The sequence below is a fragment of the Rahnella sp. RcJ3 genome (genome assembly GCF_009498575.1).
In the GTDB taxonomy this organism is placed as follows: domain Bacteria; phylum Pseudomonadota; class Gammaproteobacteria; order Enterobacterales; family Enterobacteriaceae; genus Rahnella; species Rahnella aceris.
In genome coordinates, this window is record NZ_QSNX01000016.1 from 20,276 (window position 1) to 45,631 (window position 25,356).

Below are 25,356 nucleotides of genomic sequence, written 5' to 3' on the forward strand. Positions count from 1 at the left end.
GGACACCTTCCGGTGATTGCCACCGGTTTTGGCGGGATGGCAGCATTAAAAAGGTAGATGCGAGGCAGATCACATAACGGTTCAAAGCTGACTGAAACAGGGTTTTGCCGCGCCGGAGTAAACCGGAATACGCGATTGTGATCTTTGCCGCAGATCTGCATCACGACAGGCTGAATCTTTGAAATATGACCGTTTATGGCGCTTTTACTGCCGTGGTTTGAAGGCAAAACCGCAGGGCGCAGGGTAGGGTTGGTTCCCGAAGCACAAGGATTTTGAACCGGAGGTGATACATGACGTTACTGAGAGGTGATGATTATTTTGCGGCACCTGAGCTGACTGTGACGGTTGAGCGGCGGCTTCCGCAAGATGTATTCCCGGAGCACTACCATGATTTCCACGAAATTATGCTGGTGGAAAGCGGATCGGGTGTGCATATCTTCAATGACAACCCTTATACACTGACGGCCGGTACGGTCTGTTTCGTGCGCGCCAGCGATCATCATCTGTTTGAAAATGTGGATAACCTGCGGCTGACCAATGTGCTGTTCCGCTCGCCGAAGGCGTTCCGGTTCATTCAGGACGTCGGCCACTTCCTTCCTCAGGAACATCACTATCAGTCACAGGTCCACTGGCAGCTCAGTCCGTGCGTGCTTCAGCAGGTACTGAACTGCATCACCCAGCTTGCAGCGTTGCCTGACAGTGTTGAAATGGAACACATCGCGACCCGTGAAAGTCTGTTTTTACAACTGCTGATCCTGCTTTATCAGGACTGTTTCCAGTCACAATTGCGAGATACCTCGGAAAACAGGGTCAATCAACTTTTGCAATGGCTCCAGTCGCATTACAGTGAGGACGTCAACTGGACCGAGGCTGCAGAACGTTTTTCGCTGGCGCTGAGAACATTACATCGTCAGATGAAGCATTACACCGGCATGACGCCACAGCGGTATCTCAACCGACTGAGGTTGCTGGAGGCGCGCCGTCGTTTACATCATAGCGATCAAAGTATTACCGACATCGCCTATGCCTGCGGCTTCAGTGACAGTAACCACTTCTCGACACAGTTTCGTCGGGAGTTTTCGGTGTCGCCAAAACTCATGCGTGATCAGTTGCGTTAAACGGCACCTCTCGCGGTTTCCGGTATTCTTACCTGAGAACTGCCTCGTTTATTTTGTCGTCAAACGGGTTTGAGATTGCATCTATGTCATTGAAATTGAATAAAAATGACTTCTTCCTGACCAAAATGAATTCGGTCGTGGTGGCTGAACGTCACCCGCAGGCCGACTTTCCGAGTCATGACCATGATTTTGATGAACTGGTCATTGTCTGGCGTGGTAATGGTCTGCATGTCTGGAACGACATCCCTTATCCCATCACCTGTGGTGACTTGTTTTATATTAATTCGCGGGACCGGCATAGCTATGAGTCAGTCAATGAACTGGCACTGGATAATGTGCTGTTTTGCCGTGAGCGTTTCGGGCTGGCAGCCGACTGGTCGCAATTATTACCGGGTGAAAATGTCAGCCAGGAACAACGTTACTGGCGTTTAAGTACGCTTGGCATGGCGGTTTTGCGCGATAAAGTGGATGAGCTTGCTAAAGAGTGTATGAAATCGGAGCCGCTTTCGATCCAGCTGAGTGAAGCCCTGTTGATGCAACTGGCACTGTTGTTACTGCGTTTTCGTCAGCGGCCGGACAGTGGCGCGTTACCGGATGCGCATCAGCTGGATCTATTGCTGATGGCTCTGCGGGCAAATATCTCCGCTCCCTTCCATCTTGAAACGTTTTGTCTGCAACATCAGCTCAATCCGCGTGCTTTACGTTCGCTGTTCAAGCAGTACACCGGCATGAGCGTGACCCATTATTTACGTCAGTTGAGGCTTTGCCGGGCGATGAGTTTGCTGCGCTACGGCAACATGACGATCAGTGACGTGGCCGCTGAATGCGGCTTTGATGACAGTAACTATTTTTCTGTGGTGTTCAGTCGTGCAAGTGGTGTTTCGCCGCGGGACTACCGGCAGCGTTTTACACAGCAGACCGGCAAAATCCTTTTATCCTCAACGACAGCAGAATAAGTTCTGCTGTCGTTGAGAAACGTAACGCTTACAGTGCCATACCCAGACCGACAATATTCGCCGCCAGAATAATCACCAGCGCACCGATACAAAGAACGCGTACTGGTTTTTTGCCTACCCCGAGCCATTCTTTCAGCACCAGACCGACGATGCCTCCGCACAATACGTAGAAACTCATATGCAGCATCCAGCTCATGTAATCATATTCTGCAGGGATGCTGGCATGGCCCCAGGCGTAGAAGAAGAACTGCAGATACCACATCACGCCGCCAATAATGGAAAAGACCGCATTGGTGAGCAGCAGGGATTTCGCTACCGACATATCGGCGCGCAAAGAGATTGTTTTACGTGTTGCCAGGCGGATAAAGCAGAAACCGAGGTTAACGACTGCACCGCCGCCCATAATCACCACATAACTTGGCAGGGCGACGTACAACGGATCAATCCCGAGTTCGCGTGCTGCTTCGTGCATTGGCACCGCAGCGCTCATGGCGAAAGACATCCCTGCGGAGAAAATCCCGCACATTATAGCCAGAATCAGCCCTTTTCGCAGATTGAACTCTTCAGCTTTAATGCCCAATGCTTTTTCTTTCAGGAAACCCGCATAGCTGACAATTGCCACACCGATGACCGCAACAAATACGCCGAGCAGGGTAAGCTGGCCACCTGTTGTGCCAAACAGCATGCCAATTTTGCCCTGTAAAACAGGCGTCATCAGCGTCCCGATAATCAGGGTAATGCCGATGGCGATGCCAATCCCCATCGACATACCGAGGTAGCGCATGGTCAGGCCGTAGTTGATGTTACCGATGCCCCACATGGCGCCAAACAGGAAAATGGGCAGCAGGGTCGCAAAACTGAATGAACCATAATAGGCCCAGAAATCAGGCAACAGCACGTAGCTGACCGCCCACGGTAAAATGATCCAGGAAAAGAAGCCGCCAAGCGACCACATGGTTTCCCATGACCAATGTTTAACTTGTTTGAATGGCGCATAGAAGCAAGCTGCGCTGGCTGCTCCTATCAGATGCCAGATAATCCCTAACACTATCGAACTGTTCATACACTGGACCTTTTATTATGTAGAGTGATGAGATAAACAAAAGCGCTGCTGTTAACTGATCCTTCAGAAACATGAGCAGCGGGTGGCGGTAGTGTAAGAAGTGTCCGGTAGTGGAGCCTTCCGGTCAGTGCCACAGAGAAATCAGCGCTGGCACTCGCCGGAAGATGAACATGAGTCAGTTCACAAATCCAGTAAGAGAATTAATAATTACATTAAATCAACAAACTAGGACATTTTTAGAGACTTTTTAGAGACAAAGGGATTGTGGTTGCAGAAGAGGTCGATAACGGGTGGGAAATGGACTCAAGATGTCTTTTAGGATTATTTTTATCTGTGCTTATTTCGTGGTAAAGCGGACGTGTGCAGGCATATTTAAGTAGATTTAAAAAGTTGAAAAGTAACAGGGAGTAGTAACATTCATTATAGTAAACAAGTTTCTTTACTTTCAGCCAGAACCATTAATCTGGCTGAAAGTTGAATGATTATGCAGTGAAAATGAATGACGGCTTTCTTTATGACGAACCGGTAAAACGCTGAACATTGTTCGCAAAAATTAATAACAATAAGTGTGTTGTTATTAATACTATATATAAATCATCGTCAGGCTATTTTTTCTTCCACGGCTTGCTGTATCTCCTGGGTCTCTTCCCAGGCATAAAATATTTTATTACGGCCGCTGTTTTTTGCGTTATAGAGTGAGGCATCGGCTTTACCTAAAGCCTTAATAAAGTCACCGTCCTCCAGCGCAGCCAGCCCGGCACTTACCGTGACGTGGGTGGAGACCTCAACATTAAACAAATGCGGGATATTCAGCCCGAGGACTTTATTCTGGATACGCTCTGCCATGCGAACCGCGTGTTCCTGTTTAACGTTGGACATCAGTACCAGGAACTCTTCTCCGCCATAACGGACAACCACATCCCGCGAGCGCACTGCATCGCGGATAGCGGCAGAGACACGCACCAATGCCTGATCGCCCATCGTGTGGCCATAGTTGTCGTTATAGGCTTTGAAATGGTCGATATCGAGCAGCATAACGTAGTGCCCTGAATCCTGATTGAACAGCGTTTCCAGCTTATTCTGCAAACCCCGGCGGTTGTAAAGGCCGGTCAGCGGATCGAGCATACTCAGGTCGCTGAATTTTTCCCGTTCGCTGTAGAGATTGGACACCATTCTGCGCGTAAATTCATCGCTGCGTTTGAGCATCAGATGATGCAGCCACAGGCCAATCAGCGGCAATGACACGGTAAATAAGATGCGCTCGACATGTTGGAAATCGTCTAAGAAGATGACGCAAAGAGTAGAAGGTACTGCATGCAGGCAAAAAGCCAGAAAATTATCTGATAAAGCGATGGCACTGATAAAGAATATACTGAGCAAGCTGACTAAAAGATAATTTTTATCCAGATGGCCGATTTCTTCAAAGCGTAAGGTTATTTGCCAGGCCCATAACAGCCCGACGGCGACTGAACACATATTAAGATGGGCAGAGTAATTTTTCTTACTGAAAAAAGAAAATATCAGCCCTGAAAAACAAAGCACAAAAATCAGCACCAACGGAAATGGCGTAGAGACTGCATTCTCTGGCGGGTAAGCCATAGAAAATAATGCAGTTGCACTATTTAAAAAAAAGAATAGCAACATCGCCAGCCGATGTTTGCTTTTAAGCAGCTCATCATAGGAATGAGATATCATCAAATTTACTCTATTTAGCGTGTGTTGTTCTGAATAGATAAAGTGTCTTATCGCCCTATACCGCGTAATTATTCCATGCAGGAAGGCTAATAGTTCTAATATGTAATTATTAGAACGCAATAAATGTTGTTTTTATAGTGACTGTCTTAATTGAGGCTGTACTAATGTGGTTTAACTGCCACAAAACTAACACTTTTGCGGTCAGGTGTCACCCAAACGAAGGGTGGGACTGTAAATAGGTGGTAAATGAGAAAAAATCCTATATGATATTAGTTCTCATTACCATCATTTGGAGCAAGGTTATGATACCAGCAATGGCCATTGCATGTGGCATCTGGGCGGTTGTGTGGATGTTTGGCAAACGTCTTACCAGCGGTTGGGGCGTATTGTTGCCTTGCGCACTGATGCCGCTGCTTGCCCTGACGCATATGTCGCTCGATCAGTTACGTGTGCTGATAGTCGTTGCAATGCTGATCACGCTGGGCATGCTGTTCCACCGTACGTTGCGACACTATATGTTGCTGCCATCATTTATGGCGCTGGCAGGAAGTCTGGCTGCGGTAACGTTGAATTTTAGTTTATTGTAATAAAAGGATTTTTTTAAGATGAAAAACAGGAAACACAGTAAAGCTGCGGGTCTTTTCTATTTTTTGAAACTGAAAGAAGTATTGCAGGAAGGAAAAACTGAGGAACAGAATCACGTGGTGCGAAGAGAGGGACTTGAACCCTCACGTCCGTAAGGACACTAACACCTGAAGCTAGCGCGTCTACCAATTCCGCCACCTTCGCACAGATGATTTCTGCTTACTGCTGGATTCGATTTATATCACCGGAGTGGTGCGAAGGGAGGGACTCGAACCCTCACATCCAAAGGACACTAACACCTGAAGCTAGCGCGTCTACCAATTCCGCCACCATCGCGTACCGTGCCGTGCAATATAAATCTTGTGATTGTATTGGTGCGAAGGGAGGGACTCGAACCCTCACATCCAAAGGACACTAACACCTGAAGCTAGCGCGTCTACCAATTCCGCCACCATCGCGTTCCAATTGATTACTGTGTTGATGCATTCATCAGAATGTCATCAGCAAGTAACACAACCACGGGGGCGAATTCTAGAGATTTTCCCACAGGCGTCAATAGTTATTTCCCCCATTTCGGACGTTTGATGTAAAAAACAGCATATTCGTGGTGAATGGTTCAATGTCTCAGAACGTCGTCAGGTTAATCGATGGTTTAATCAACGATTTTTCCCATAATGAGGTTCTTACACACCGGGTCAGCAGGGCTGGAAAACAGCGCGATAAGCCAGTCCAGCAGCACGCGGATCCTCGGGGCCAGGAAGCGGCCGGGCGGATACATAATGTACAGCGGCATTGGCGGCGGAAGATGCTGATGCAGTACTTCCACCAGTTCGCCCTGTGCCAGTTCCTGCGTCATGGCCAGTTCCGAGGCCTGAATCAGCCCAAAACCCGCTTTTGCGGCGGCGACGTATGCATCGGCGCCGCTGACGGTCAGCGTGCTGGCGAGTTGTCGCTTTTCGATCTTTCCGTCAGTCACGAATTCCAGATGTGAATCTGCCCGCTGATGGGCAAAAAAATAGCCCACGGCGTGATGTGCGGTGAGATCTTCCGGTGTCAGCGGCGTACCAAATTTGGCTAAATATTCCGGCGATGCGCAGGTGATTTGTTTCAGGTCTGTCAGATGGCGCGACTGCAGATTGTCATCTTCCGAAGGCCATGCACGCACCACGCAATCCACCCCCTGATCGAGCAGATTGATGGCGTTGTCATTGGCACTGACACTCAGGGTTATCTGCGGATAGCGCTGGTAAAACGTCGGCAGCGCGGGGATCACCATCACGCGCGCCAGAGAATGCGGCATGTCGATGCGGACAATGCCAGCTGGCTGGTTTTTGTGATGCGCAAACAGGGCGTCAGATTCTTCCAGCGCTGAGATCAATTGCAGGCAGCGTTGATAATAGATTTTGCCTTCATCGGTGATTTTGACCTGCCGTGTCGTGCGCAGAAACAAGCGGACACCCAGTCGCTGTTCCAGACGTTTCAGGGTCGTACTGACCGTGGCGCGTGGCACATTAAGGTCTTCCGCAGCCCGGCTGAAACTTTCCAGTTCGGCAATGCGGATGAAGATTTTCATCGCCTGAATTTGATCCATACTGTTCTCAATGATTGTTTGCGATTTATGAACAGTGTTGCACGTTTTCGCTGATTTATCTTTCCTGAAAGAACAACCAAACTTTATCCCGTTACTTCTCCTCTCTGTGTCATAAGGAAAATCCGATGAAACAACGTCAGCTGGGTAAAAAGGGTCCGATGGTGTCAGCGCTGGGGCTGGGTTGCATGGGCATGAGCGACTTCTATACCACCGGTCTGGATGATAAAGAATCGATGGCAACGCTGGAGCGTGCGCTGGAACTGGGCGTCACGATGCTGGATACCGCCGACATGTATGGCCCGCATACCAATGAAGAACTGCTGGGGCGTTTCCTGAAAGGGCGTCGCAATCAGGTTTTTTTAGCCACCAAATTCGGTATTGTGCGTGATCCGTCCCATCCGCAGGTGCGGGGTACAAACGGCCATCCGGACTATGTCCGCAAATCGGTAGAAGGCAGCCTGAAGCGTCTGGGGACCGACGTTATCGACCTCTATTATCAGCACCGTCCGGATCCGACGGTGCCGGTCGAAGAAACCATCGGCGCGCTCTCCGATCTGGTGCGGGAAGGCAAGATCCGTTATATCGGGCTGAGCGAAGTGCCTGTGAGCATTCTGGAACGGGCGCATAAAGTGCATCCGGTCACCGCGCTGCAAACCGAATATTCGCTCTGGTCACGTGATGTGGAAGCCGATATTTTACCGGCGTGTGAGCGTCTGGGGATTGGTTTTGTGCCTTACAGCCCGCTGGGTCGGGGTTTTCTGACCGGACAAATCCGTTCAGTGGACGATCTGGATTTGGATGATTACCGCCGCGACAGCCCGCGTTTTCAGGGGGACAACTTCGCGAAAAATCTGCAACTGGCGGAGAAAATCAGTGAACTGGCGCAGGAGAAAGGGGTGAAATCCTCGCAACTGGCGCTGGCGTGGGTATTATCGCAAAGCGATAACATAGTGCCGATCCCTGGCACCAAACATCGTCATTATCTTGAGGAAAACATCGCCGCGCTTGATGTCTCCCTGAGTGAAGCCGAAATCGCGGCGATCGAAGCAGTGTTTCCTTTCCGCGTGGCAGCGGGTGATCGCTACAACGCGGAACTGATGCGTTTCCTCAACGTCTGACTGATTAACGTTTTTTCTTTTTCAGATCGCGCGGCGGACGTCCACGTACGGCCCGGTACACTTTGAAGCGGCCGTTTTGTGCCAGCACTTCGTGGCTGCCAAAGGCGTCATCAAGCAGGGCGGCATAAGGCAGGAAGGCGTTCGCCACAATGCGCAGTTCGCCGCCGATGTTCAGATGGCTTACCGCACCACGGATCAATTGCTCCGCCGCTGTCAGACTGGTTTGCAGACCTTCATGGAATGGCGGGTTGGAGATGATCATATCGAAACGCCCGGCAATGTCGGAATAGACGTTGCTGGCAATGACTTCGCCCGGCAGATCGTTTGCCGCCAGTGTGGCGCGGCTGGCTTCGATAGCGGCCGCACTCACATCACTTAGCGTGATTTTCATCTTCGGCGAGTACATGGCCAGTACCGAGGCCAGTACCCCGGCACCACAGGCAACATCCAGCACTTTACCTTTAACCGGCTCTTCGAAACTGTTGATCAGCAACAGACTTCCGCTGTCCAGACCTTCACGGCTGAATACACCCGGCAGGGTTTTTATGGTCACTTCTTCGACCATGTACTGATCCCACCAGCCGTCAGCATCAAACTCAGGCTGCTTTTCCAGACGGCCATGGTACAAACCGCAACGACGTGCACTGTCGACTTTACTCAGTTCGCACAGGCCTTCCAGCGTGGTTTCCGCGCTGCGAACGCCACTGCGGTTTTCACCGATGACAAACACATCAATGCCGACCGGTAAGTGTGACAGTAAGTTGAACAGCTGGAATTTCGCTTCCAGTTTGCTCTTTGGCCAGTAATAGACGAGCACATCACACGGCGTGATGAATTCAGCATCAGCAACTAAGCCAAACTGAACGTTATCTCCCAGCGCTTTGCTGAGCATCTGCCAGTGGTGATACATATTGGTGTGGACGCGAACTTCTTCGGCGTCAATTTCAGCTGGCAGGCTGTCTTGTAAGTCACCGGCGAACAGGACGCGGCGGCCTTCAAATTCTTCGCTATGGCGCAGTATGACTTCACTGGCCGGAGTTAATGCAGACATCAGGGTGAGGCTCCTCAGGAATGAACGCGGGATTATATACTCTTCGTCTCTGATTGAGTAATCGAGCTTTATTGGCGCATGTTCGATGTGTTTGCTAGCATAGCCGGGCTTTTCGCACTTCAACCGGCAGGGATCAGGCATGGCATCCAGACGAGATACATTATTACAACAGCTGGGCATTACCCAGTGGACGCTGCGCCGGCCTGCTGTATTACAAGGCGAAGTGGCAGTCAGTCTGCCCGCGGGAACTAAATTGCTGATCGTCGCCGCCGTTCCGCCAGCAGAAGATGATCCGCTGGTCAGCGATGTTTTGCGCAGCCTGACGCTAAAAGAATCAGAAGTTTACCGCCTGACGCCTGAACAGGTCACTATGTTACCTGAAGATACCCGCTGCAATATCTGGCGACTGGGGGTAAGCGAACCGCTGACTCTCACTGGCCCGCAGCTCTCCAGTCCGGCCCTGGCCGCACTCTATCAAGACGCCGGCGCCAAACGCGCGCTCTGGCAGCAGATCTGTGAAAATGAACAACATTTCTATCCTGACGCCCGCTGATCTTCCCCGCGCATTCGCCATCGAACAAGCCAGCCATGCCTTTCCGTGGACTGAAAATACGCTTGCCAGCAATCAGGGCGAACGCTATCTGAATCTCAAAATCATGCAGGGCGAAGTGATGGCTGGTTTTGCGATCACTCAAATTGTTCTCGACGAAGCCACACTGTTTAATATCGCTATCGATCCGGCTTTTCAGCGTCAGGGCTTAGGCCGTACGTTGCTGGAAGAAGTGATACAACAACTTGAACAGAAAGATGTTTTTACATTATGGCTTGAAGTTCGTGCCTCCAACGCCAAAGCGATCGCGCTCTATGAAAGCCTCGGTTTTAATGAACTTTCCATTCGCCGTAATTACTATCCCGCCGCACAAGGCCGCGAAGATGCCATCATGATGGCGCTGCCGCTGGGGTGATACCGTAACAACATCTCATTTACTGTAATTTATACTATTTACATCCAATTAGTTGTATTCCGCCAAAATTACAATTAAAAAGGTGTAATTCATTATATTTACAGTTAAAGAGTTGTAATTAGGATTATTTACAGCAAATTAAGTGTAAATTTTAATTATTACAATTAATGTGTTGTTAAATAACCCGGAAAACAGCTATTTTGTTGTAAGTAGTCTGTCAGGAGATAGCTAATGAGAACTCTCAATGAATTGCCGACCTTATTAAAACAAAGGCGCCGGCAGTTAGGGCTGAGCCAACAAGATATGCGTATGAGAACGGGTATGACTCAGCAGCAGTATCAGAAAATTGAAGCGGGTGCGGATCCCCGTCTTTCAACGTTACTGAGGATCCTGGAAGGCATGGAGCTGGAACTCATGTTGGTGCCGCGTCAGCGTGTACAAGAGATTAAAGAGCTGCTTGATTCGACAATTAGTAACGGTAACCGCCCATCTGAGCCGGAGCCAGAGAGTCTTAACAATGATTGGGATGACATCTTAAGTGATTTAAAGGAGTAAACATGGAGAAGCTGGTGGAGTCAGTCGAGGCTTTAGCACTGTATCTTGATGAGCAGTGTGTAGGGGTTTTAGCACATTATGCGGGCAGCCGAAATATCCTATCTTTTGCCCCGGAGTATCTTGAACTACCCATCAGTCAGCGTCCCGTTTTTACATTGACGCAAAAAGTGCGGGCAGAATATCTCAATAAGCCGCTTATCAGTTTTCACAAGCTTCCCCCGGTTCTTTCAAATTTGTTGTCAGAAGGCGCATTGCGAGAATGGATGGCGTTGACGTTGAAAGTCCATCATGACGATGAGTTCCCATTACTGGCCTATGCCGGTAATAACTTGCCCGGTGGGATAACCGCCGTGCCACTTAAGGGGGGCGAAATACCTGGCTGGGCGCTGACATCTCGTGGCGACAAACTGGAAGCCGTTCAAATTGATGTTTTGCATAGCACCGACAAATTTTCTCTGGCAGGTGTTCAGATGAAGTTCTCTGCATTACGACAAGATGGCCGTTTCAACGTGAGTACGGCTGTCGGGGGAGACAGTTGGATTATCAAAACACCGTCAACGGCACATCGTGCAGTGCCTGAGAATGAATTTAGTGCGATGAAATTAGCGCAGGTAATCGGTGTCAATATCCCTGAGATTAAGCTTGTCGAGCTCCGAAATTTGATCAATTTACCTGATATCCCTTTACCTGATGAGCCTTATGCTTACGCGATTCGTCGCTTTGACCGCACGGACGAAGGGCGCGTGCATACTGAGGATTTTGCACAGATTTTTCAGGTTTATGCGCGGAATAAATATAAGGGCTATAGCTACGACGATATTGGTCGTGCTCTTTATAGAGTCGGTGCAGGAGGAATCATCGATATTCAGCAGATGGCGCGCCGGATGTTGGCGAACATTTTAGTGGCGAATGGGGATGCCCATCTAAAAAACTGGACGGTGATCTACCCCAATCGAGTGGACGCTGTCCTTTCACCTGCCTATGACATTGTTTCTACCAAACCCTACGTTAAGAGGGAAGATGGTGTGGCTTTGAATATGGCAAAAGAAAAACGATGGAGTGTGATTAATATGCAGACCTTCAAGCGCTGGGCTGAAAGAATTGGTGTACCATGGTCTGCCGTTGAAGTGCATCTTGATGAAGCCATTGAAATTGCGCGTAAATGCTGGCCAGATTTGCTTACGGAGTTACCGATGCTTGAAGAACATAAAATAGTTCTGCAAGAACACTGGGCCGCACTTTCAACCGACTTCCGTTTCTAAAGCGCTCTCTTAGTCACACCACACAAAAAAACCATTGATTGCCCATCCCGTCTAAATCAGTGAAAATAGCCGGCTATAACTTTTATTACCGCTTTGCCTGACGTCACCTTCTGACGTGATGTGAATCCTATGCAGGGCGGACCAACCGCAGAAACGTGAAAAACATGTCTCCAAGTGAATACGCCCTTGAAGTGGCTAAGCGCCGCACATTTGCCATCATCTCTCACCCCGATGCCGGTAAAACGACCATTACCGAAAAGGTTCTGTTATTCGGACAGGCCATTCAAACAGCCGGCACTGTAAAAGGCCGTGGCTCCAGCCATCACGCCAAATCCGACTGGATGGAAATGGAAAAACAACGTGGTATTTCCATCACCACGTCCGTGATGCAGTTCCCGTACAAACAGTGTCTGGTTAATCTGCTCGACACCCCGGGGCACGAAGACTTCTCCGAAGATACCTACCGTACCCTGACTGCCGTTGACTGCTGTCTGATGGTTATCGACGCCGCAAAAGGTGTCGAGGATCGTACCCGTAAGCTGATGGAAGTGACCCGTCTGCGCGATACGCCGATCCTGACTTTTATGAACAAACTCGACCGCGATATCCGCGATCCGATGGAAGTGATGGACGAAGTGGAGCGCGAGCTGAAGATCGCCTGTTCTCCGATTACCTGGCCGATCGGCTGCGGTAAATTGTTCAAAGGGGTTTACCACCTTTATAAAGACGAAGTGTATCTGTATCAGACCGGTAAAGGTCACACCATCCAGGAAGTTCGCGTGGTCAAAGGCCTGAACAATCCAGAGCTGGATGTTGCCGTCGGCGAAGATCTGGCTGCGCAACTTCGTGACGAACTGGAACTGGTGCAGGGTGCATCACATGAATTCGATCACGAAGCTTTCCTGCAAGGTGAGCTGACGCCGGTATTCTTCGGTACCGCGCTCGGTAACTTTGGTGTCGACCATATGCTTGATGGTCTGGTGGACTGGGCTCCTGCGCCGATGCCACGTAAAACTGACCTGCGCGAAGTGAAAGCTGATGATGAGAAATTCACAGGTTTCGTGTTTAAAATTCAGGCCAACATGGACCCGAAACACCGTGACCGCGTGGCGTTTATGCGTGTGGTATCCGGCAAATATGAAAAAGGCATGAAGCTGCGTCAGGTGCGTACGGGTAAAGACGTCGTGATTTCCGATGCCCTGACCTTTATGGCCGGTGACCGTTCACACGTTGAAGAAGCCTATCCGGGCGACATCATCGGTCTGCACAACCACGGCACAATTCAGATTGGCGACACCTTTACTCAGGGTGAGAACATGAAGTTCACTGGCATTCCTAACTTTGCCCCTGAACTGTTCCGCCGTATCCGCCTGCGTGACCCGCTGAAACAGAAACAGTTGCTGAAAGGGCTGGTACAGCTTTCAGAAGAAGGCGCGGTACAGGTCTTCCGCCCAATCGCCAACAACGATTTGATTGTCGGAGCGGTCGGCGTGCTGCAGTTTGAAGTGGTCGTGGCGCGTCTGAAAAGCGAATACAACGTGGAAGCGATTTACGAATCGGTGAATGTCTCGACCGCCCGCTGGGTGGAGTGTAGCGACGTGAAGAAATTCGAAGAATTTAAACGCAAGAACGAAACCAACCTCGCACTGGATGGCGGCGATAACTTAGCATATATCGCACCCACTATGGTGAACCTGAATCTGGCTTCAGAACGTTATCCTGAAGTGAAATTCCGTAAAACACGCGAACATTAATTCATTCTTGTTTCTGAAAAGGCGACTTTGATGTCGCCTTTTTTATTGTTTCTTAATTTTGTATTAATAAAACATATATTAATTTATTTTGTTAAGACAGAGCATTTATTATATATTTGTATGCCTTTTAATGAAAAATATACCTGACTTATTAAATAATCTTAATTTTAATTATTAGTGCGATTAGTTATGTTTAGATGAGTCCATTCCTTAATAGATATGCCATTATGTGTGGTGAATAAATTACCTCATATTTATTTAATATGTTTTGGGGGTAATTAATATTTTTTGTTTATGAAATAGTAACAAAAGTCTTAATTTCACAGGAATTACAATAGGTTTTCTCGCGAAACATATATGTATTCTATGAATATCCCGCCATGGCAATGATATATATATAAGGAATGTAGTTATGAGAATGAATAAAATCACACAGATGCTCTGTGTTGCCGGTTTGACGATGGCTTCAGCCAGCGCTTTTGCCCTTGAAGCCTGGAACGGACAGGAAGGGGGTGACACATTTGAAGTCATCTTTGACGGCAGTGTTTACTCAAATGCCTGGTGGGTCGGTGCGACAAACTGCCCGGGCACAGCGGAACAAGATCAAGGTGCCAACCCTTGGCGTAAGGTGCGCGACGCATCTGCGACTGAAATGAGCCAATATGGCAACCCGACCGTTTGTGAGATTGCCGGCGACGGCACGCAGAATAATTATGTCGATTATGACAGCAGTCGTGATTATTTAGCCGGTGATATTGTTCTGGCAAATGGCATGACATACAAAACGTCTAAACCAACGCCGGCTCACAGTTTCGCACCAGCAGAAAATAACCCGTGGGTAGTGTATGCACCGACGCCGGTCTGGAGCAGCAGTGCAACCTATAATCAGGGCGATAAAGTTCAGAAAGACGGAGTTATGTATGAAGCTCTGTTTTACACCATTAATAATGATCCGTCGCTGACGGCTAATCAGAACCCGGACGGAAATAATGGCCATCCGTGGAAACCTTTAGGTCCGGTTCAAACCTACTCTCAGGATCAAATTGATAACGCGCCAACGTTGAATATCGATACCTTATATCCTGCTAATTCATTAGTGAAATATAACGGCAAAAATTATCAGTCTTCTGTAATAGTTCAGAAAGTTAAACCTGACGATGTTTCACCGTGGGCTGTGTATATGGACTGGAGCGGCACGAAAGAGCGCGTGGGTACGCCGAAAAATCCGTGGCCTGCTCAGTTCTATGCGCCTTATGTCGATTTCACCTTAAATATGCAGCCTGACCTTGTCGGTCTGGCGAAAAACCAGAACGTTAACCACTTCACCATGGCCTTTATGGTCGCTAAAGATGCTAACACCTGTGTACCGACGTGGGGCACCGCTTACAGTGTTACCAACTACGCGCAATACAGCAAAATCAAAGCATTACGTGAAGCAGGCGGCGATATCATGGTGTCGATCGGCGGCGCGAACAATGCGCCTCTGGCCGCAGCCTGTAATAACGTGAATGATCTGCAACAGCATTATTATGACATTGTCGAAAACCTGAACCTGCAGGTGCTTGACTTCGATATCGAAGGAAACTGGCTGGCTGATAAAGAATCTATTCAGCGCCGCAATGCCGCCGTCAAATTAGTACAGGATCGCTGGGCTGCCGAAGGCCGTCACATCGGTGTCTGGTATACCCTGCCTGTTCTGCCAACCGGTTTAACCCATGAAGGGATGGAAGTGTTGCAGGATGCCAAAGATCAGGGCGTCGTGCTGACCGGGATTAACGTGATGGCGATGGATTACGGCAACGTACAATGCCAGTCAGCCAACACTGAAGGTCAGAATATTCACGGTAAATGTGCCACTTCTGCCATCGATAATCTGTTCACTCAGGTGAAAGGTTTATACCCTGAGAAGAGCGCCGCACAGGTTTACGCCATGCTGGGGACAACGCCGATGATTGGCTATAACGATGTGCAGGGAGAAGTGTTCTATCTTTCCGATGCGCGTCTGGTTTATCAGCAGGCAAAAGATTATGGCCTGGGTATGATCGGTGCGTGGTCTGTGGCGCGTGATCAGCCGGGTGTTTCAGGGCAAGTTTCTGCGGAACACAGTGGTATGACGCCGGAACAGGCTCCGATGTACGCTTACAGCGAAATCTTTGCGCCAATCACCAGCGGTTCACCGGCACCGGTAGAAACCAATACGCCGCCGGTCGCTAATGCCGGTATTGCTCAGCAGGTTAATGGAACCGCTGTTATCACGCTTGACGGTTCAGCCAGCACCGATAAAGAAGGCGACACCCTGACGTATCAGTGGAAGCAAGTTTCCGGGCCAGCAGTGACGCTGCAAAACAGCGACGCGGCAAAAGCGACATTCAGCGTGGCGCAACCGGTGACCAATGCGGTGTATACCTTCTCGCTGACCGTGAGTGACGGCGAAGGCAGCACCACAGCGCAAACCAGCGTGAATGTGATTGATGCATCTAAGCCTGTTGCACCGTCCGTTACCCTTGAATCCACGTATACCGTGACTTCAGGTGAATCGCTGACGCTGACAGCAAAAGTGACAGATCCGGATACGCAGGCTGCTGATTTACATTATCAGTGGACTAATCCGGCTGGATTGCCAGTCGCACCGGCTCAGGGGGCAGCATCCAACACTGAAGTGATCAATGCACCACAAGTAACAGTTGATACGCGCTTTACTGTCGACGTGACCGTCACTGATAACACCGGTTTAACCGATACCGCAACGACCACGATTCTGGTGAAAGCCAAAACAGCGGCAGGGGATTATGAGTATGTTTATCCGCAAAGTAGTGAGAAATACGTCGCGGGAACCCGGGTATTAGGCAGTGACGGTGGCATCTATCAATGTAAGCCTTTCCCATACTCCGGTTGGTGTAGTCAGGCGGCCTGGGCGTATGCTCCTGCGACCGGCACTAACTGGCAGGATGCGTGGGATAAACAGTAATTTCACCACCGAAGACTGATTTCTAACGCAATAATTTTCCAATGGCTCCTGTAAAGGGAGCCATTTTTTTATCTGATACCCTTCCGGATCTTACGCTTTGTTATCAATATGCCGATATTTTGCGCAAATTTTGGCGTAAACCTTCGGACTTGTCTGCATTAGAGGCCATATTCGACGATCTCCCTACTAATCTGAACATTCTTGACTATATTAAATGTGTGTTCAGGACAGGGTGGCTTAAAGCACTACTTTAAAGTCACTCAATAGAGAGTTATGTCGGATGGTGATTAAAAGCCAGAATAAAACGATGTACTCTGCTACAACGGAAGTAAAAACAGCAGCAATACAATTTGTTATAAGGCGTCACCAAGAATGTGGCGTGCAGAGTCGCAACAAGGCTCATAAACCAAAAGGAAGAAATCGATGAAAAATTCTAAATTTGCCTATTCAATGATGGCCGTAGTTCTGGGTACCGCACTGATGAGCGGTAGCGCTCTGGCAGCAACGACGACTACAGATAGCGCAGGTGCAAAAATCGATAGTTCCATGAAGAAAGTTGATAACTACATGGGCGACAGCGCTATCACCGCGAAAGTGAAAAGTGCTCTGGTAGATGATAAAGCCATTAAAAGTAGCGATATTTCCGTCACGACGAATTCCGGTGTTGTTACGCTGAGTGGTTTTGTCGGTTCGCAGGCTGAAGCCGAGCAGGCTGTTGCTGCGGCAACCAAAGTTGAAGGTGTTAAATCCGTCAGCGACAAACTGCATACCAAAGACAGCAAAGATCAAAGCGTTAAAGCCTATGCCGGTGACAGCGCGACCACGGCTTCTGTAAAAGCCAAATTGCTGGCGGATGACATTGTCCCGTCACGTAACGTGAAAGTCGAAACGACCGACGGCGTGGTACAGCTCTCAGGCGCAGTGAAAGATCAGGCACAGTCTGACCGTGCTGAAAGCGTTGCGAAAACCGTTGATGGCGTGAAAAGCGTCAAAAATGACCTGAAAGTCGCACCGTAACGATCACGTGCTCTGTCTGTTGTACGAAGCGCCTTCCCACGGGCAGGGCGCTTCATTTTTTGAATAACACATAATTACATTTACGTTGCCCGCTGAAGATTTGTGTTGGACGAGATTTGCCTGCGGTCGGAAAAATATTGTGTCGGAAACGCTAAGACTTTCATTTTTCGACTACCTTTATTAGGTAAGCATTTTTTGTTACCGGCATGCTGCCGGTTGATAAAGCGTCATAAGGCAAATGTTTCACAATGAGTCCGGCCCGAAGCGGGGCACAACCTTTTAAAATGGCAAAGTGAAAATAGGGTAAAGGAGAAGCTTATGTTTCGTTGGGGCATTATTTTTCTAATCATCGCGTTGATCGCGGCGGCTCTCGGTTTTGGTGGTTTGGCGGGTACAGCGGCCTGGGCTGCAAAAATCGTCTTCGTAGTCGGTATCATTCTGTTTCTTGTCAGCCTGTTTACCGGTCGTAAACGACTCTGACCGCATCATTCCAGTGATGCCAAAATGTGTTAATTAATGACATCGCCCCCTTCACTGAAGGGGGCGATTCTTTTATGTGTACAATCTGGCCGTTAACAGGACGTAACGATTTTGTCGCCCGATTTTGGCAAGAAATCTACGCAAAGCAGGAAGACGAGGTATGCTCTGAAATGAAGGCCAACTGAGTGGGGCCATTTGCGTGAGGACGATGCGTTGGGATACAGAATACCTGTCACGCTGGGGAATATAGAACCGCTGGCGTACAAACCCTATATGCCGGGGAAGATTGCCCTGGTGTGCGAAGGCGGCGGGCAGAGAGGCATTTTTACGGCAGGCGTGCTGGATGAGTTTCAGCGCGCGCGTTTCAATCCCTTTGATTTATATCTGGGCACCTCTGCGGGTGCGCAAAATCTCTCTGCTTTCGTCTGCGGGCAGCCCGGCTATGCCAGAAGGGTGATCACCCGCTACACCACCAGCCCTGACTTTTTCAACCCGCTGCGTTTTGTGCGCGGCGGACATCTTATCGATCTCGACTGGCTGGTTGAAGAAACGGCTAAAAACATGCCGCTGGCGATGGACAGTGCTGAAAAGCTTTTGATCGACGGCCGGGAATTCCTGATGTGCGCCTGTCGCAGTGATGATTATGCGGCCAATTATTTCTCGCCGACGCGGGAAAACTGGCTACCCGTGATCAAAGCCTCAAGTGCTATTCCGGGCTTTTACCGCATGGGTGTGGATCTGGATGGTGTCAGCTATCAGGACGGAGGCATCAGTGACGCGATCCCGGTTGAAGAAGCGTACCGCCGTGGCGCGGATACCATTGTGGTCATCCGTACCGTGCCTTCGGCGATGTTCTATACGCCGCAATGGATGAAGCGCATGGAACAATGGCTGAGTGAAAGCAGCCTGCAACAACTGGTGCGCATGATGCAGCACCACGAAGAAAGTTATCACCGCATTCAGCAATTTATTGAGAATCCGCCGGACGATGTGCGTATTTTCGAAATCTTCCCGCCAAAACCGCTGGCCAGCCACGCGCTTGGCAGTCGTCTGCCTGCGCTTAATCAGGATTACCATCTTGGCCGTCGCTGCGGACGGTACTTCCTTTCTGCTGCGGCACACTGGCTGTTACCGCGTGAAAACGAGCGCCCTCATCCGCAAATCGAACCACGGATATTCCGCCAGTCAAAACAGGTTATCGTGCCGCAGGATAAACCGGAAAATGTGATCCCGCTGGCTGCTTCGGTCAGTACGGTTGAGCAAATCATTCTGGATCCAGCCGTGTTGACGGATATGGTCGCCGACGGCGGTATGGTGCGTCCGGCAGCCTTTAAAGACAACGTGGTCAGTGCGCCGCAACCGCAGCACGCATCCTCAGACATGCCGCCACCGGAAAGTCCGGCGTCATCTGAAAATTATCCGTCCAGTGAGGGCGAAAATCTGTGAGTTTCACCTTCGTCGATACGCATTGTCATTTCGATTTTCCGCCGTTTACCGGTGCGGAAACTGAAAGCCTGCGCCTCGCCGCAGAAGCTGGCGTAGGGCAGATTATTGTTCCGGCGGTCACGTCTGACCGTTTCAGCGGCATTCTCACACTGGCCGAAAAATTCCCGCAATTGCACGCCGCGCTGGGCTTGCATCCGCTTTATATCGCCGAACATAAAGACAGTTGTCTGGATTTACTGGATTCACTGCTCAGCCAGCGGGATCCACGCCTGGTGGCAGTCGGGGAAATCGGCCTGGATTTATACATGGAAGCGCCGAAGTTTGAGCAACAACAGCGGTTGCTGAAAGCGCAGTTCGCGCTGGCAAAGCGTGAGATGTTGCCGGTGATCCTGCACTCCCGTCGCAGCCACGATCAGCTGGCGGCGCTGCTGCGTCAGGCAAAACTGCCGGCAACCGGGGTAGTGCACGGGTTTGCAGGCAGTCTTTCTCAGGCGCAGGCGTTTATCAAACTGGGTTTTGCGATAGGTGTGGGTGGCACTATCAGCTATGAACGCGCGCAGAAAACCCGTCATGTGATGGCAGAATTACCGCTTTCGTCATTGTTGCTGGAAACCGATGCGCCGGATATGCCGTTGCAGGGGTTTCAGGGGCAGCCTAATCGCCCGGAACGGGCGGCAATCGTGTTCGACATTCTGTGCAGCCTGCGCAGTGAAACGCCGGAACAGATTGCTCTTGCACTGCTCGACAATACCCGCCGCATCTTTAATCTCCCTTCCCGGTAAACCGTCGAAATTTTAATTTTGTGATTTAAATAACATTTACCCTGACGTATAGAAACCTTTCCAGAAAGGGTTTCTGGCGTATTGCGATTTCATTTCTCTTTAAAATGTTATTATTATAACATTGCTCGTAAGATCGCCGGTTGGTGATCGCGGTGTGGCCACCCGAACTCCGTTTGTCATGATTCGGGTATACACTCTTATTAAGGGTCGAATACTGAGCATAAGGGCTAAGAATTGTGACCAAGGTCTCATTTAGCCAAGCAACGTTGCAATCGGTTTTCATTTTGTGTGAAATAATGCACACAGGAACCTGATGTGACGTGTTCAAATAGTCACAACGAACTGGCGTCAGCCAGTCCAAGCGCGGTGAGAAGGATCTCAGTTGCCACGTAAGCCGTTCCACGCCGCTTACGCACGCTATCTTCAAGGAACCAAGTCCGCTCGCCAACGTGCAGAATTCTCTTGCCGACGTTAAACGCCGGAACGAATTCATGACTGTATGCTCAGTCCCGGCCGGTCGCTGGAATTGAAAATTGTTGGAGAGTTATATGACCGATTTAACCGCCGCAGCGCAACGTGCGCTGAACCTGATGGATTTAACCACCCTGAACGAAGACGACACTGATGCAAAAGTGATCGCGCTTTGTCACCAGGCGAAAAGCCCGGCAGGTAACACCGCTGCTGTCTGTATTTATCCTCGTTTTATTCCTGTTGCCCGTAAAACCCTGCGCGAACAAGGCACGCCGGACATCCGTATTGCCACCGTCACCAACTTCCCGCACGGTAATGACGATCTTGAGATTGCGCTGGCAGAAACCCGCGCGGCAATTGCTTACGGTGCCGATGAGGTTGACGTGGTCTTCCCGTACCGCGCGCTGATCGCCGGTAACGAGCAGATTGGTTTTGAGATGGTGAAACAGTGCAAAGAAGCCTGTGCGGCTGCCAATGTGCTGCTGAAAGTGATCATCGAAACCGGTGAGCTGAAGCAGGATGCGCTGATCCGCAAAGCCTCTGAAATCGCCATCAACGCAGGCGCTGACTTCATCAAAACCTCTACCGGTAAAGTGCCAGAAAACGCCACGCTGCACAGCGCTGAGTTGATGATGAGCGTGATTGCTGAGATGGGCGTGGGCAAAGCTGTCGGTTTTAAACCGGCCGGTGGCGTGAAAACCGCTGAAGACGCTGCGCAATATCTGGCACTGGCTGATCGCCTGCTGGGCCGCGAATGGGCTGACGCACGTCACTTCCGTTTCGGCGCATCCAGTCTGCTGGCAAGCCTGCTCACCACTCTCGGTCACGCTGGCCAGAAAGCCACCAGCAGCTACTAATCACTGTTGTTATGCCAATACCGTGGCGCTGTTTTACAGCGTCCGGTATTCGCATCTACATTTAGCGTTCAGCTCAGGCAGGGGGATACCTTGTTTCTCGCACAAGAAATTATTCGTAAAAAACGTGACGGTCAGCCTTTAAGCGATGAAGAAATTCGTTTCTTTATTAATGGTATTCGCGACAGTCAGGTTTCAGAAGGCCAGATTGCCGCGCTGGCAATGACTATCTATTTCAATGATATGACCATGAATGAGCGTGTGTCGCTGACCATGGCAATGCGTGACTCCGGTACCGTCCTGGACTGGAAATCGCTCAACCTCAACGGCCCGATCGTTGATAAACATTCGACCGGCGGTGTGGGTGACGTGACGTCCCTGATGCTGGGGCCGATGGTGGCGGCATGCGGCGGTTATGTGCCGATGATTTCCGGCCGCGGCCTCGGTCATACCGGCGGTACGCTGGATAAACTTGAAGCCATCCCGGGCTTCGATATTTTCCCGGATGACAGCCGTTTTCGCCGCATCATTCAGGATGTCGGCGTGGCAATTATCGGCCAGACCAGCTCGCTGGCTCCGGCGGATAAGCGTTTCTATGCGACACGTGATATCACCGCAACTGTCGATTCTATCCCGCTGATCACCGCTTCGATTCTCGCCAAAAAACTGGCCGAAGGCCTTGATGCGTTAGTGATGGACGTCAAAGTCGGCTCCGGGGCCTTCATGCCGACTTACCAGCTATCCGAAGATCTGGCGCAGGCGATTGTCGATGTGGCCAATGGCGCAGGTTGTAAAACCACGGCGCTGCTGACCGACATGAATCAGGTGCTGGCATCCAGCGCAGGGAATGCGGTGGAAGTGCGCGAAGCCGTGCGCTTCCTGACGGGTGAATACCGAAATCCGCGTCTGCTGGAAGTGACAATGGCGCTCTGTGTTGAAATGCTGCTGTCCGGCGGGCTGGCAAAAGATGACGCCGACGCCCGCAGTCAGTTGCAGGCCGTGCTGGATAACGGCAAAGCCGCAGAAGTCTTTGGCCGTATGATTGCCGCCCAGAAAGGTCCAACCGATTTCATCGAGAATTACGATCGTTATCTGCAACAGGCCACGCTGAGCAAACCGGTTTACGCCGAAGGCAACGGGATTGTCAGCGCGATGGACACCCGTGCGCTGGGCATGGCCGTCGTTTCACTGGGTGGCGGACGTCGCCGCGCCAGCGATGCTATCGACTACAGCGTCGGTCTGACCCATATGGCGCAGCTTGGCCAGCAAGTGGATACCCGTCAGCCACTGGCGATGATCCACGCGAACAGTGAAGCGGCCTGGCAGCAGGCGGCGCAGGAAGTGCGTGCGGCCATTGTCCTGAGCGACAAAGCGCCGGAAAGCACGTCGGTGGTTTACCGCCGGATCGGTGGTAACGCTTGATTTCAGGCCAAATCGCCCCCATTTAAGATTGATCAGGTGCGCGGCAGTTCCGCGTGACCCAATGCGTAACCATTCGCAGGAGAGCAAAATGAAACGTACATTTATCATGGTGTTAGACTCATTCGGTATCGGTGCCAGTGAAGATGCCGAGCGCTTTGGCGATGCCGGTTCTGACACGCTGGGCCATATCGCAGCTGCCTGTGCGCGTGGCGATGCGGACAAAGGCCGCAAAGGCCCTCTGAATCTGCCTAACCTGACCCGTCTGGGGCTGGCGAAAGCTGCGGAAGAATCTACCGGTAAAATTCCTGACGGCATGGACGGTAATGCTGAAATTACCGGGGCGTATGCTTATGCCAGCGAACTGTCTTCCGGTAAGGACACCCCATCAGGCCACTGGGAAATCGCCGGTGTGCCGGTTCTGTTTGACTGGGGCTACTTCAGTGACACGACCAACAGCTTCCCGCAGGAACTGCTGGATAAACTGGTTGAGCGCGCTAATCTGCCGGGTTATCTCGGTAACTGCCATTCTTCCGGTACCGTGGTACTGGATGATTTGGGCGAAGAGCACATGAAAACCGGCAAGCCGATTTTCTACACCTCAGCCGACTCCGTCTTCCAGATTGCCTGTCACGAAGAAACCTTCGGGCTGGATCGCTTGTATGAACTGTGTGAAATCGCCCGTGAAGAGCTGACTGAAGGTGGCTACAATATTGGTCGCGTGATTGCCCGTCCGTTCATCGGTGACAAAGCCGGTCACTTCGAACGTACCGGTAACCGTCATGATTTAGCGGTTGAACCACCGGCTCCGACCATCCTGAAAAAGCTGGTGGATGAGAAAGACGGCCATGTGGTGTCTGTCGGTAAAATCGCTGACATCTACGCGCAGGTTGGTATCACTAAAAAAGTGAAAGCTACCGGCCTGGATGCGTTGTTTGACGCGACGATCAAAGAGATGAAAGAAGCGGGTGACAAGACCATCGTCTTCACCAACTTTGTTGATTTCGACTCCTCTTACGGCCACCGCCGTGACGTACCAGGCTACGCTGCCGCGCTGGAACTGTTTGACCGCCGTATGCCGGAATTGCTGGAACTGGTGAAAGAAGATGACATCATCATCTTCACCGCTGACCACGGTTGTGACCCGACCTGGCGCGGCACCGACCATACCCGTGAGCACATTCCGGTCTTAATCTATGGCCCGAAAGTAAAACCAGGTTCATTAGGTCACCGTGAAACCTTCGCGGACATCGGCCAGACAGTCGCTAAATACTTCGACCTGTCACCGATGGATTACGGCAAATCCATGCTCTGATACTTTTCTTACGCGGCCAGTCTCTTATACTGGCCGCGTTTTTTATAATGAATATGACACCTCGCTGATTAAGGAATAAGAAGATGGCAACTCCACACATTAATGCTGAAATGGGCGACTTCGCTGACGTCGTGCTGATGCCGGGCGATCCGCTGCGCGCCAAGCACATCGCGGAAACGTTCCTTCAGGATGTTAAGCAGGTGAACGACGTGCGTGGCATGTTGGGTTTCACCGGCACCTATAAAGGCCGCAAAATCTCCGTGATGGGCCACGGCATGGGCATTCCTTCCTGCTCAATTTATGCCAAAGAGTTGATCACTGAATTCGGCGTGAAAAAAATCATCCGCGTGGGCTCTTGTGGTGCTGTGCGTGCCGACATCAAACTGCGCGACATCGTGATCGGCATGGGTGCCTGTACCGATTCCAAAGTGAACCGCATGCGTTTTAAAGATCACGATTACGCGGCTATTGCCGATTACGACATGGTGCGTAACGCGGCTGACGCGGCGAAAGCCAAAGGCATCAATGCCCGCGTGGGTAACATCTTCTCCGCTGACCTGTTCTACACGCCGGACCCGCAAATGTTCGACGTGATGGAAAAATACGGCATTCTGGGTGTGGAAATGGAAGCCGCTGGTATCTACGGCGTGGCTGCAGAATTCGGTGCGAAAGCACTGACCATCTGTACCGTTTCCGACCATATCCGTACGCATGAGCAAACCACTGCCGCTGAACGTCAGACAACCTTCAACGACATGATCGAAATCGCGCTGGAATCCGTTCTGCTGGGCGACAAAGAATAAATTCTGCAAATATTGCAGTCACTAAAACGGGCGCCGGATGGCGCCCGTTTTGCTATGCGTTTTTTCGTATTTTTTTGCGTATTCATAT

The 25,356-nt window shown here is 50.5% G+C and carries 22 protein-coding genes and 3 tRNA genes; 18 read left to right on the forward strand and 7 right to left on the reverse strand.

Annotation, left to right across the window (positions count from 1 at the left end; genetic code table 11):
- Positions 1-290 precede the first annotated feature (290 nt).
- Together rhaS and rhaR are read left to right on the forward strand one after the other, a co-directional pair.
- Positions 291-1,118 carry an HTH-type transcriptional activator RhaS gene (gene rhaS, locus DXU84_RS19060; protein WP_013577120.1) on the forward strand — a complete coding sequence of 276 codons (828 nt, stop codon included), beginning with the start codon at positions 291-293 and terminating at the stop codon, positions 1,116-1,118.
- A gap of 83 nt (positions 1,119-1,201) precedes the next feature.
- A complete protein-coding gene (gene rhaR, locus DXU84_RS19065; RefSeq protein WP_013577119.1) occupies positions 1,202-2,074 on the forward strand; it encodes an HTH-type transcriptional activator RhaR in 873 nt (290 codons plus the stop codon).
- Between the two features lie 28 nt (positions 2,075-2,102).
- Here rhaR and rhaT read toward each other — a convergent pair whose 3' ends face one another.
- Together rhaT and DXU84_RS19075 are read right to left on the reverse strand one after the other, a co-directional pair.
- Complete coding sequence (gene rhaT, locus DXU84_RS19070; RefSeq protein WP_153376521.1) at positions 2,103-3,137, reverse strand: L-rhamnose/proton symporter RhaT; 1,035 nt, start codon at positions 3,135-3,137, stop codon at positions 2,103-2,105.
- Positions 3,138-3,737: 600 nt separating this feature from the next.
- Positions 3,738-4,832, reverse strand: coding sequence for a GGDEF domain-containing protein (locus tag DXU84_RS19075; protein ID WP_013577117.1), 1,095 nt, complete (start codon positions 4,830-4,832; stop codon positions 3,738-3,740).
- Between the two features lie 302 nt (positions 4,833-5,134).
- On the opposite strand from DXU84_RS19075, the gene DXU84_RS19080 reads away from it, so the two are divergent.
- Entirely contained in the window at positions 5,135-5,419 is a 285-nt protein-coding gene (locus DXU84_RS19080; protein ID WP_013577116.1) for a DUF1435 domain-containing protein, read from the forward strand.
- A 115-nt stretch (positions 5,420-5,534) separates the two neighbouring features.
- Here DXU84_RS19080 and DXU84_RS19085 read toward each other — a convergent pair.
- From DXU84_RS19085 to DXU84_RS19100, 4 genes are all read right to left on the reverse strand, one after another.
- Positions 5,535-5,621, reverse strand: a tRNA-Leu gene (locus DXU84_RS19085).
- A gap of 46 nt (positions 5,622-5,667) precedes the next feature.
- A tRNA-Leu gene (locus DXU84_RS19090) sits at positions 5,668-5,753 on the reverse strand.
- Positions 5,754-5,789: 36 nt separating this feature from the next.
- Positions 5,790-5,875: transfer RNA gene (locus tag DXU84_RS19095), tRNA-Leu, on the reverse strand.
- 194 nt (positions 5,876-6,069) lie between these two features.
- On the reverse strand, positions 6,070-7,008 hold the full coding sequence (locus tag DXU84_RS19100; protein WP_112151017.1) for a LysR family transcriptional regulator: 939 nt from the start codon (positions 7,006-7,008) through the stop codon (positions 6,070-6,072).
- A gap of 125 nt (positions 7,009-7,133) precedes the next feature.
- Between DXU84_RS19100 and DXU84_RS19105 the strand changes: the two genes are divergently transcribed.
- Positions 7,134-8,126 carry an aldo/keto reductase gene (locus DXU84_RS19105; RefSeq protein ID WP_153376522.1) on the forward strand — a complete coding sequence of 331 codons (993 nt, stop codon included), beginning with the start codon at positions 7,134-7,136 and terminating at the stop codon, positions 8,124-8,126.
- Between the two features lie 4 nt (positions 8,127-8,130).
- On the opposite strand, the gene rsmC is transcribed toward DXU84_RS19105, so the two are convergent.
- A complete protein-coding gene (gene rsmC, locus DXU84_RS19110) occupies positions 8,131-9,177 on the reverse strand; it encodes a 16S rRNA (guanine(1207)-N(2))-methyltransferase RsmC (RefSeq protein WP_037033500.1) in 1,047 nt (348 codons plus the stop codon).
- Between the two features lie 139 nt (positions 9,178-9,316).
- Here rsmC and DXU84_RS19115 point away from each other — a divergent pair, with 139 nt between their 5' ends.
- The 14 genes from DXU84_RS19115 (at position 9,317) to deoD (ending at position 25,268) form a co-directional block, all read left to right on the forward strand.
- Positions 9,317-9,730 (forward strand): DNA polymerase III subunit psi, encoded by a 414-nt coding sequence (locus DXU84_RS19115; RefSeq protein WP_112197260.1) that lies wholly within the window; start codon positions 9,317-9,319, stop codon positions 9,728-9,730.
- On the forward strand, positions 9,699-10,142 hold the full coding sequence (gene rimI / locus DXU84_RS19120; protein WP_013577111.1) for a ribosomal protein S18-alanine N-acetyltransferase: 444 nt from the start codon (positions 9,699-9,701) through the stop codon (positions 10,140-10,142). Before DXU84_RS19115 ends, rimI begins: the two co-directional genes overlap by 32 nt.
- A gap of 231 nt (positions 10,143-10,373) precedes the next feature.
- Positions 10,374-10,697 carry a helix-turn-helix domain-containing protein gene (locus DXU84_RS19125; RefSeq protein ID WP_013577110.1) on the forward strand — a complete coding sequence of 108 codons (324 nt, stop codon included), beginning with the start codon at positions 10,374-10,376 and terminating at the stop codon, positions 10,695-10,697.
- Positions 10,698-10,699: 2 nt separating this feature from the next.
- Positions 10,700-11,959, forward strand: coding sequence for a type II toxin-antitoxin system HipA family toxin (locus DXU84_RS19130; protein ID WP_015690488.1), 1,260 nt, complete (start codon positions 10,700-10,702; stop codon positions 11,957-11,959).
- Between the two features lie 164 nt (positions 11,960-12,123).
- Entirely contained in the window at positions 12,124-13,713 is a 1,590-nt protein-coding gene (prfC, locus tag DXU84_RS19135) for a peptide chain release factor 3 (RefSeq protein ID WP_013577108.1), read from the forward strand.
- 412 nt (positions 13,714-14,125) lie between these two features.
- On the forward strand, positions 14,126-16,681 hold the full coding sequence (locus tag DXU84_RS19140; RefSeq protein WP_153376523.1) for a glycosyl hydrolase family 18 protein: 2,556 nt from the start codon (positions 14,126-14,128) through the stop codon (positions 16,679-16,681).
- Between the two features lie 423 nt (positions 16,682-17,104).
- Positions 17,105-17,698 carry a molecular chaperone OsmY gene (gene osmY, locus DXU84_RS19145; protein ID WP_013577106.1) on the forward strand — a complete coding sequence of 198 codons (594 nt, stop codon included), beginning with the start codon at positions 17,105-17,107 and terminating at the stop codon, positions 17,696-17,698.
- Positions 17,699-18,016: 318 nt separating this feature from the next.
- Positions 18,017-18,178 (forward strand): DUF1328 domain-containing protein, encoded by a 162-nt coding sequence (locus DXU84_RS19150; protein WP_013577105.1) that lies wholly within the window; start codon positions 18,017-18,019, stop codon positions 18,176-18,178.
- A gap of 273 nt (positions 18,179-18,451) precedes the next feature.
- On the forward strand, positions 18,452-19,624 hold the full coding sequence (locus tag DXU84_RS19155) for a patatin family protein (RefSeq protein WP_228389032.1): 1,173 nt from the start codon (positions 18,452-18,454) through the stop codon (positions 19,622-19,624).
- On the forward strand, positions 19,621-20,406 hold the full coding sequence (locus DXU84_RS19160; protein ID WP_013577103.1) for a metal-dependent hydrolase: 786 nt from the start codon (positions 19,621-19,623) through the stop codon (positions 20,404-20,406). Before DXU84_RS19155 ends, DXU84_RS19160 begins: the two co-directional genes overlap by 4 nt.
- A gap of 548 nt (positions 20,407-20,954) precedes the next feature.
- Positions 20,955-21,734 carry a deoxyribose-phosphate aldolase gene (deoC, locus tag DXU84_RS19165; RefSeq protein WP_013577101.1) on the forward strand — a complete coding sequence of 260 codons (780 nt, stop codon included), beginning with the start codon at positions 20,955-20,957 and terminating at the stop codon, positions 21,732-21,734.
- A gap of 90 nt (positions 21,735-21,824) precedes the next feature.
- Positions 21,825-23,153, forward strand: a complete 1,329-nt coding sequence (gene deoA, locus DXU84_RS19170) for a thymidine phosphorylase (RefSeq protein WP_037033487.1) — start codon at positions 21,825-21,827, stop codon at positions 23,151-23,153.
- An 88-nt stretch (positions 23,154-23,241) separates the two neighbouring features.
- Positions 23,242-24,465, forward strand: coding sequence for a phosphopentomutase (gene deoB / locus DXU84_RS19175; RefSeq protein ID WP_013577099.1), 1,224 nt, complete (start codon positions 23,242-23,244; stop codon positions 24,463-24,465).
- A gap of 83 nt (positions 24,466-24,548) precedes the next feature.
- Complete coding sequence (gene deoD / locus DXU84_RS19180; RefSeq protein ID WP_013577098.1) at positions 24,549-25,268, forward strand: purine-nucleoside phosphorylase; 720 nt, start codon at positions 24,549-24,551, stop codon at positions 25,266-25,268.
- Positions 25,269-25,356: the final 88 nt, after the last annotated feature.

What these genes read in the sequence shown, in the direction of transcription:
- rhaS (WP_013577120.1), top strand. Translation starts at nt 291, where the DNA reads ATGACGTTACTGAGAGGTGATGATTATTTTGCGGCACCTGAGCTGACT.
- rhaR (WP_013577119.1), top strand. Translation starts at nt 1,202, where the DNA reads ATGTCATTGAAATTGAATAAAAATGACTTCTTCCTGACCAAAATGAAT.
- rhaT (WP_153376521.1), bottom strand. Translation starts at nt 3,137, where the DNA reads ATGAACAGTTCGATAGTGTTAGGGATTATCTGGCATCTGATAGGAGCA.
- DXU84_RS19075 (WP_013577117.1), bottom strand. Translation starts at nt 4,832, where the DNA reads ATGATATCTCATTCCTATGATGAGCTGCTTAAAAGCAAACATCGGCTG.
- DXU84_RS19080 (WP_013577116.1), top strand. Translation starts at nt 5,135, where the DNA reads ATGATACCAGCAATGGCCATTGCATGTGGCATCTGGGCGGTTGTGTGG.
- DXU84_RS19100 (WP_112151017.1), bottom strand. Translation starts at nt 7,008, where the DNA reads ATGGATCAAATTCAGGCGATGAAAATCTTCATCCGCATTGCCGAACTG.
- DXU84_RS19105 (WP_153376522.1), top strand. Translation starts at nt 7,134, where the DNA reads ATGAAACAACGTCAGCTGGGTAAAAAGGGTCCGATGGTGTCAGCGCTG.
- rsmC (WP_037033500.1), bottom strand. Translation starts at nt 9,177, where the DNA reads ATGTCTGCATTAACTCCGGCCAGTGAAGTCATACTGCGCCATAGCGAA.
- DXU84_RS19115 (WP_112197260.1), top strand. Translation starts at nt 9,317, where the DNA reads ATGGCATCCAGACGAGATACATTATTACAACAGCTGGGCATTACCCAG.
- rimI (WP_013577111.1), top strand. Translation starts at nt 9,699, where the DNA reads ATGAACAACATTTCTATCCTGACGCCCGCTGATCTTCCCCGCGCATTC.
- DXU84_RS19125 (WP_013577110.1), top strand. Translation starts at nt 10,374, where the DNA reads ATGAGAACTCTCAATGAATTGCCGACCTTATTAAAACAAAGGCGCCGG.
- DXU84_RS19130 (WP_015690488.1), top strand. Translation starts at nt 10,700, where the DNA reads ATGGAGAAGCTGGTGGAGTCAGTCGAGGCTTTAGCACTGTATCTTGAT.
- prfC (WP_013577108.1), top strand. Translation starts at nt 12,124, where the DNA reads ATGTCTCCAAGTGAATACGCCCTTGAAGTGGCTAAGCGCCGCACATTT.
- DXU84_RS19140 (WP_153376523.1), top strand. Translation starts at nt 14,126, where the DNA reads ATGAGAATGAATAAAATCACACAGATGCTCTGTGTTGCCGGTTTGACG.
- osmY (WP_013577106.1), top strand. Translation starts at nt 17,105, where the DNA reads ATGAAAAATTCTAAATTTGCCTATTCAATGATGGCCGTAGTTCTGGGT.
- DXU84_RS19150 (WP_013577105.1), top strand. Translation starts at nt 18,017, where the DNA reads ATGTTTCGTTGGGGCATTATTTTTCTAATCATCGCGTTGATCGCGGCG.
- DXU84_RS19155 (WP_228389032.1), top strand. Translation starts at nt 18,452, where the DNA reads ATGCCGGGGAAGATTGCCCTGGTGTGCGAAGGCGGCGGGCAGAGAGGC.
- deoC (WP_013577101.1), top strand. Translation starts at nt 20,955, where the DNA reads ATGACCGATTTAACCGCCGCAGCGCAACGTGCGCTGAACCTGATGGAT.
- deoB (WP_013577099.1), top strand. Translation starts at nt 23,242, where the DNA reads ATGAAACGTACATTTATCATGGTGTTAGACTCATTCGGTATCGGTGCC.
- deoD (WP_013577098.1), top strand. Translation starts at nt 24,549, where the DNA reads ATGGCAACTCCACACATTAATGCTGAAATGGGCGACTTCGCTGACGTC.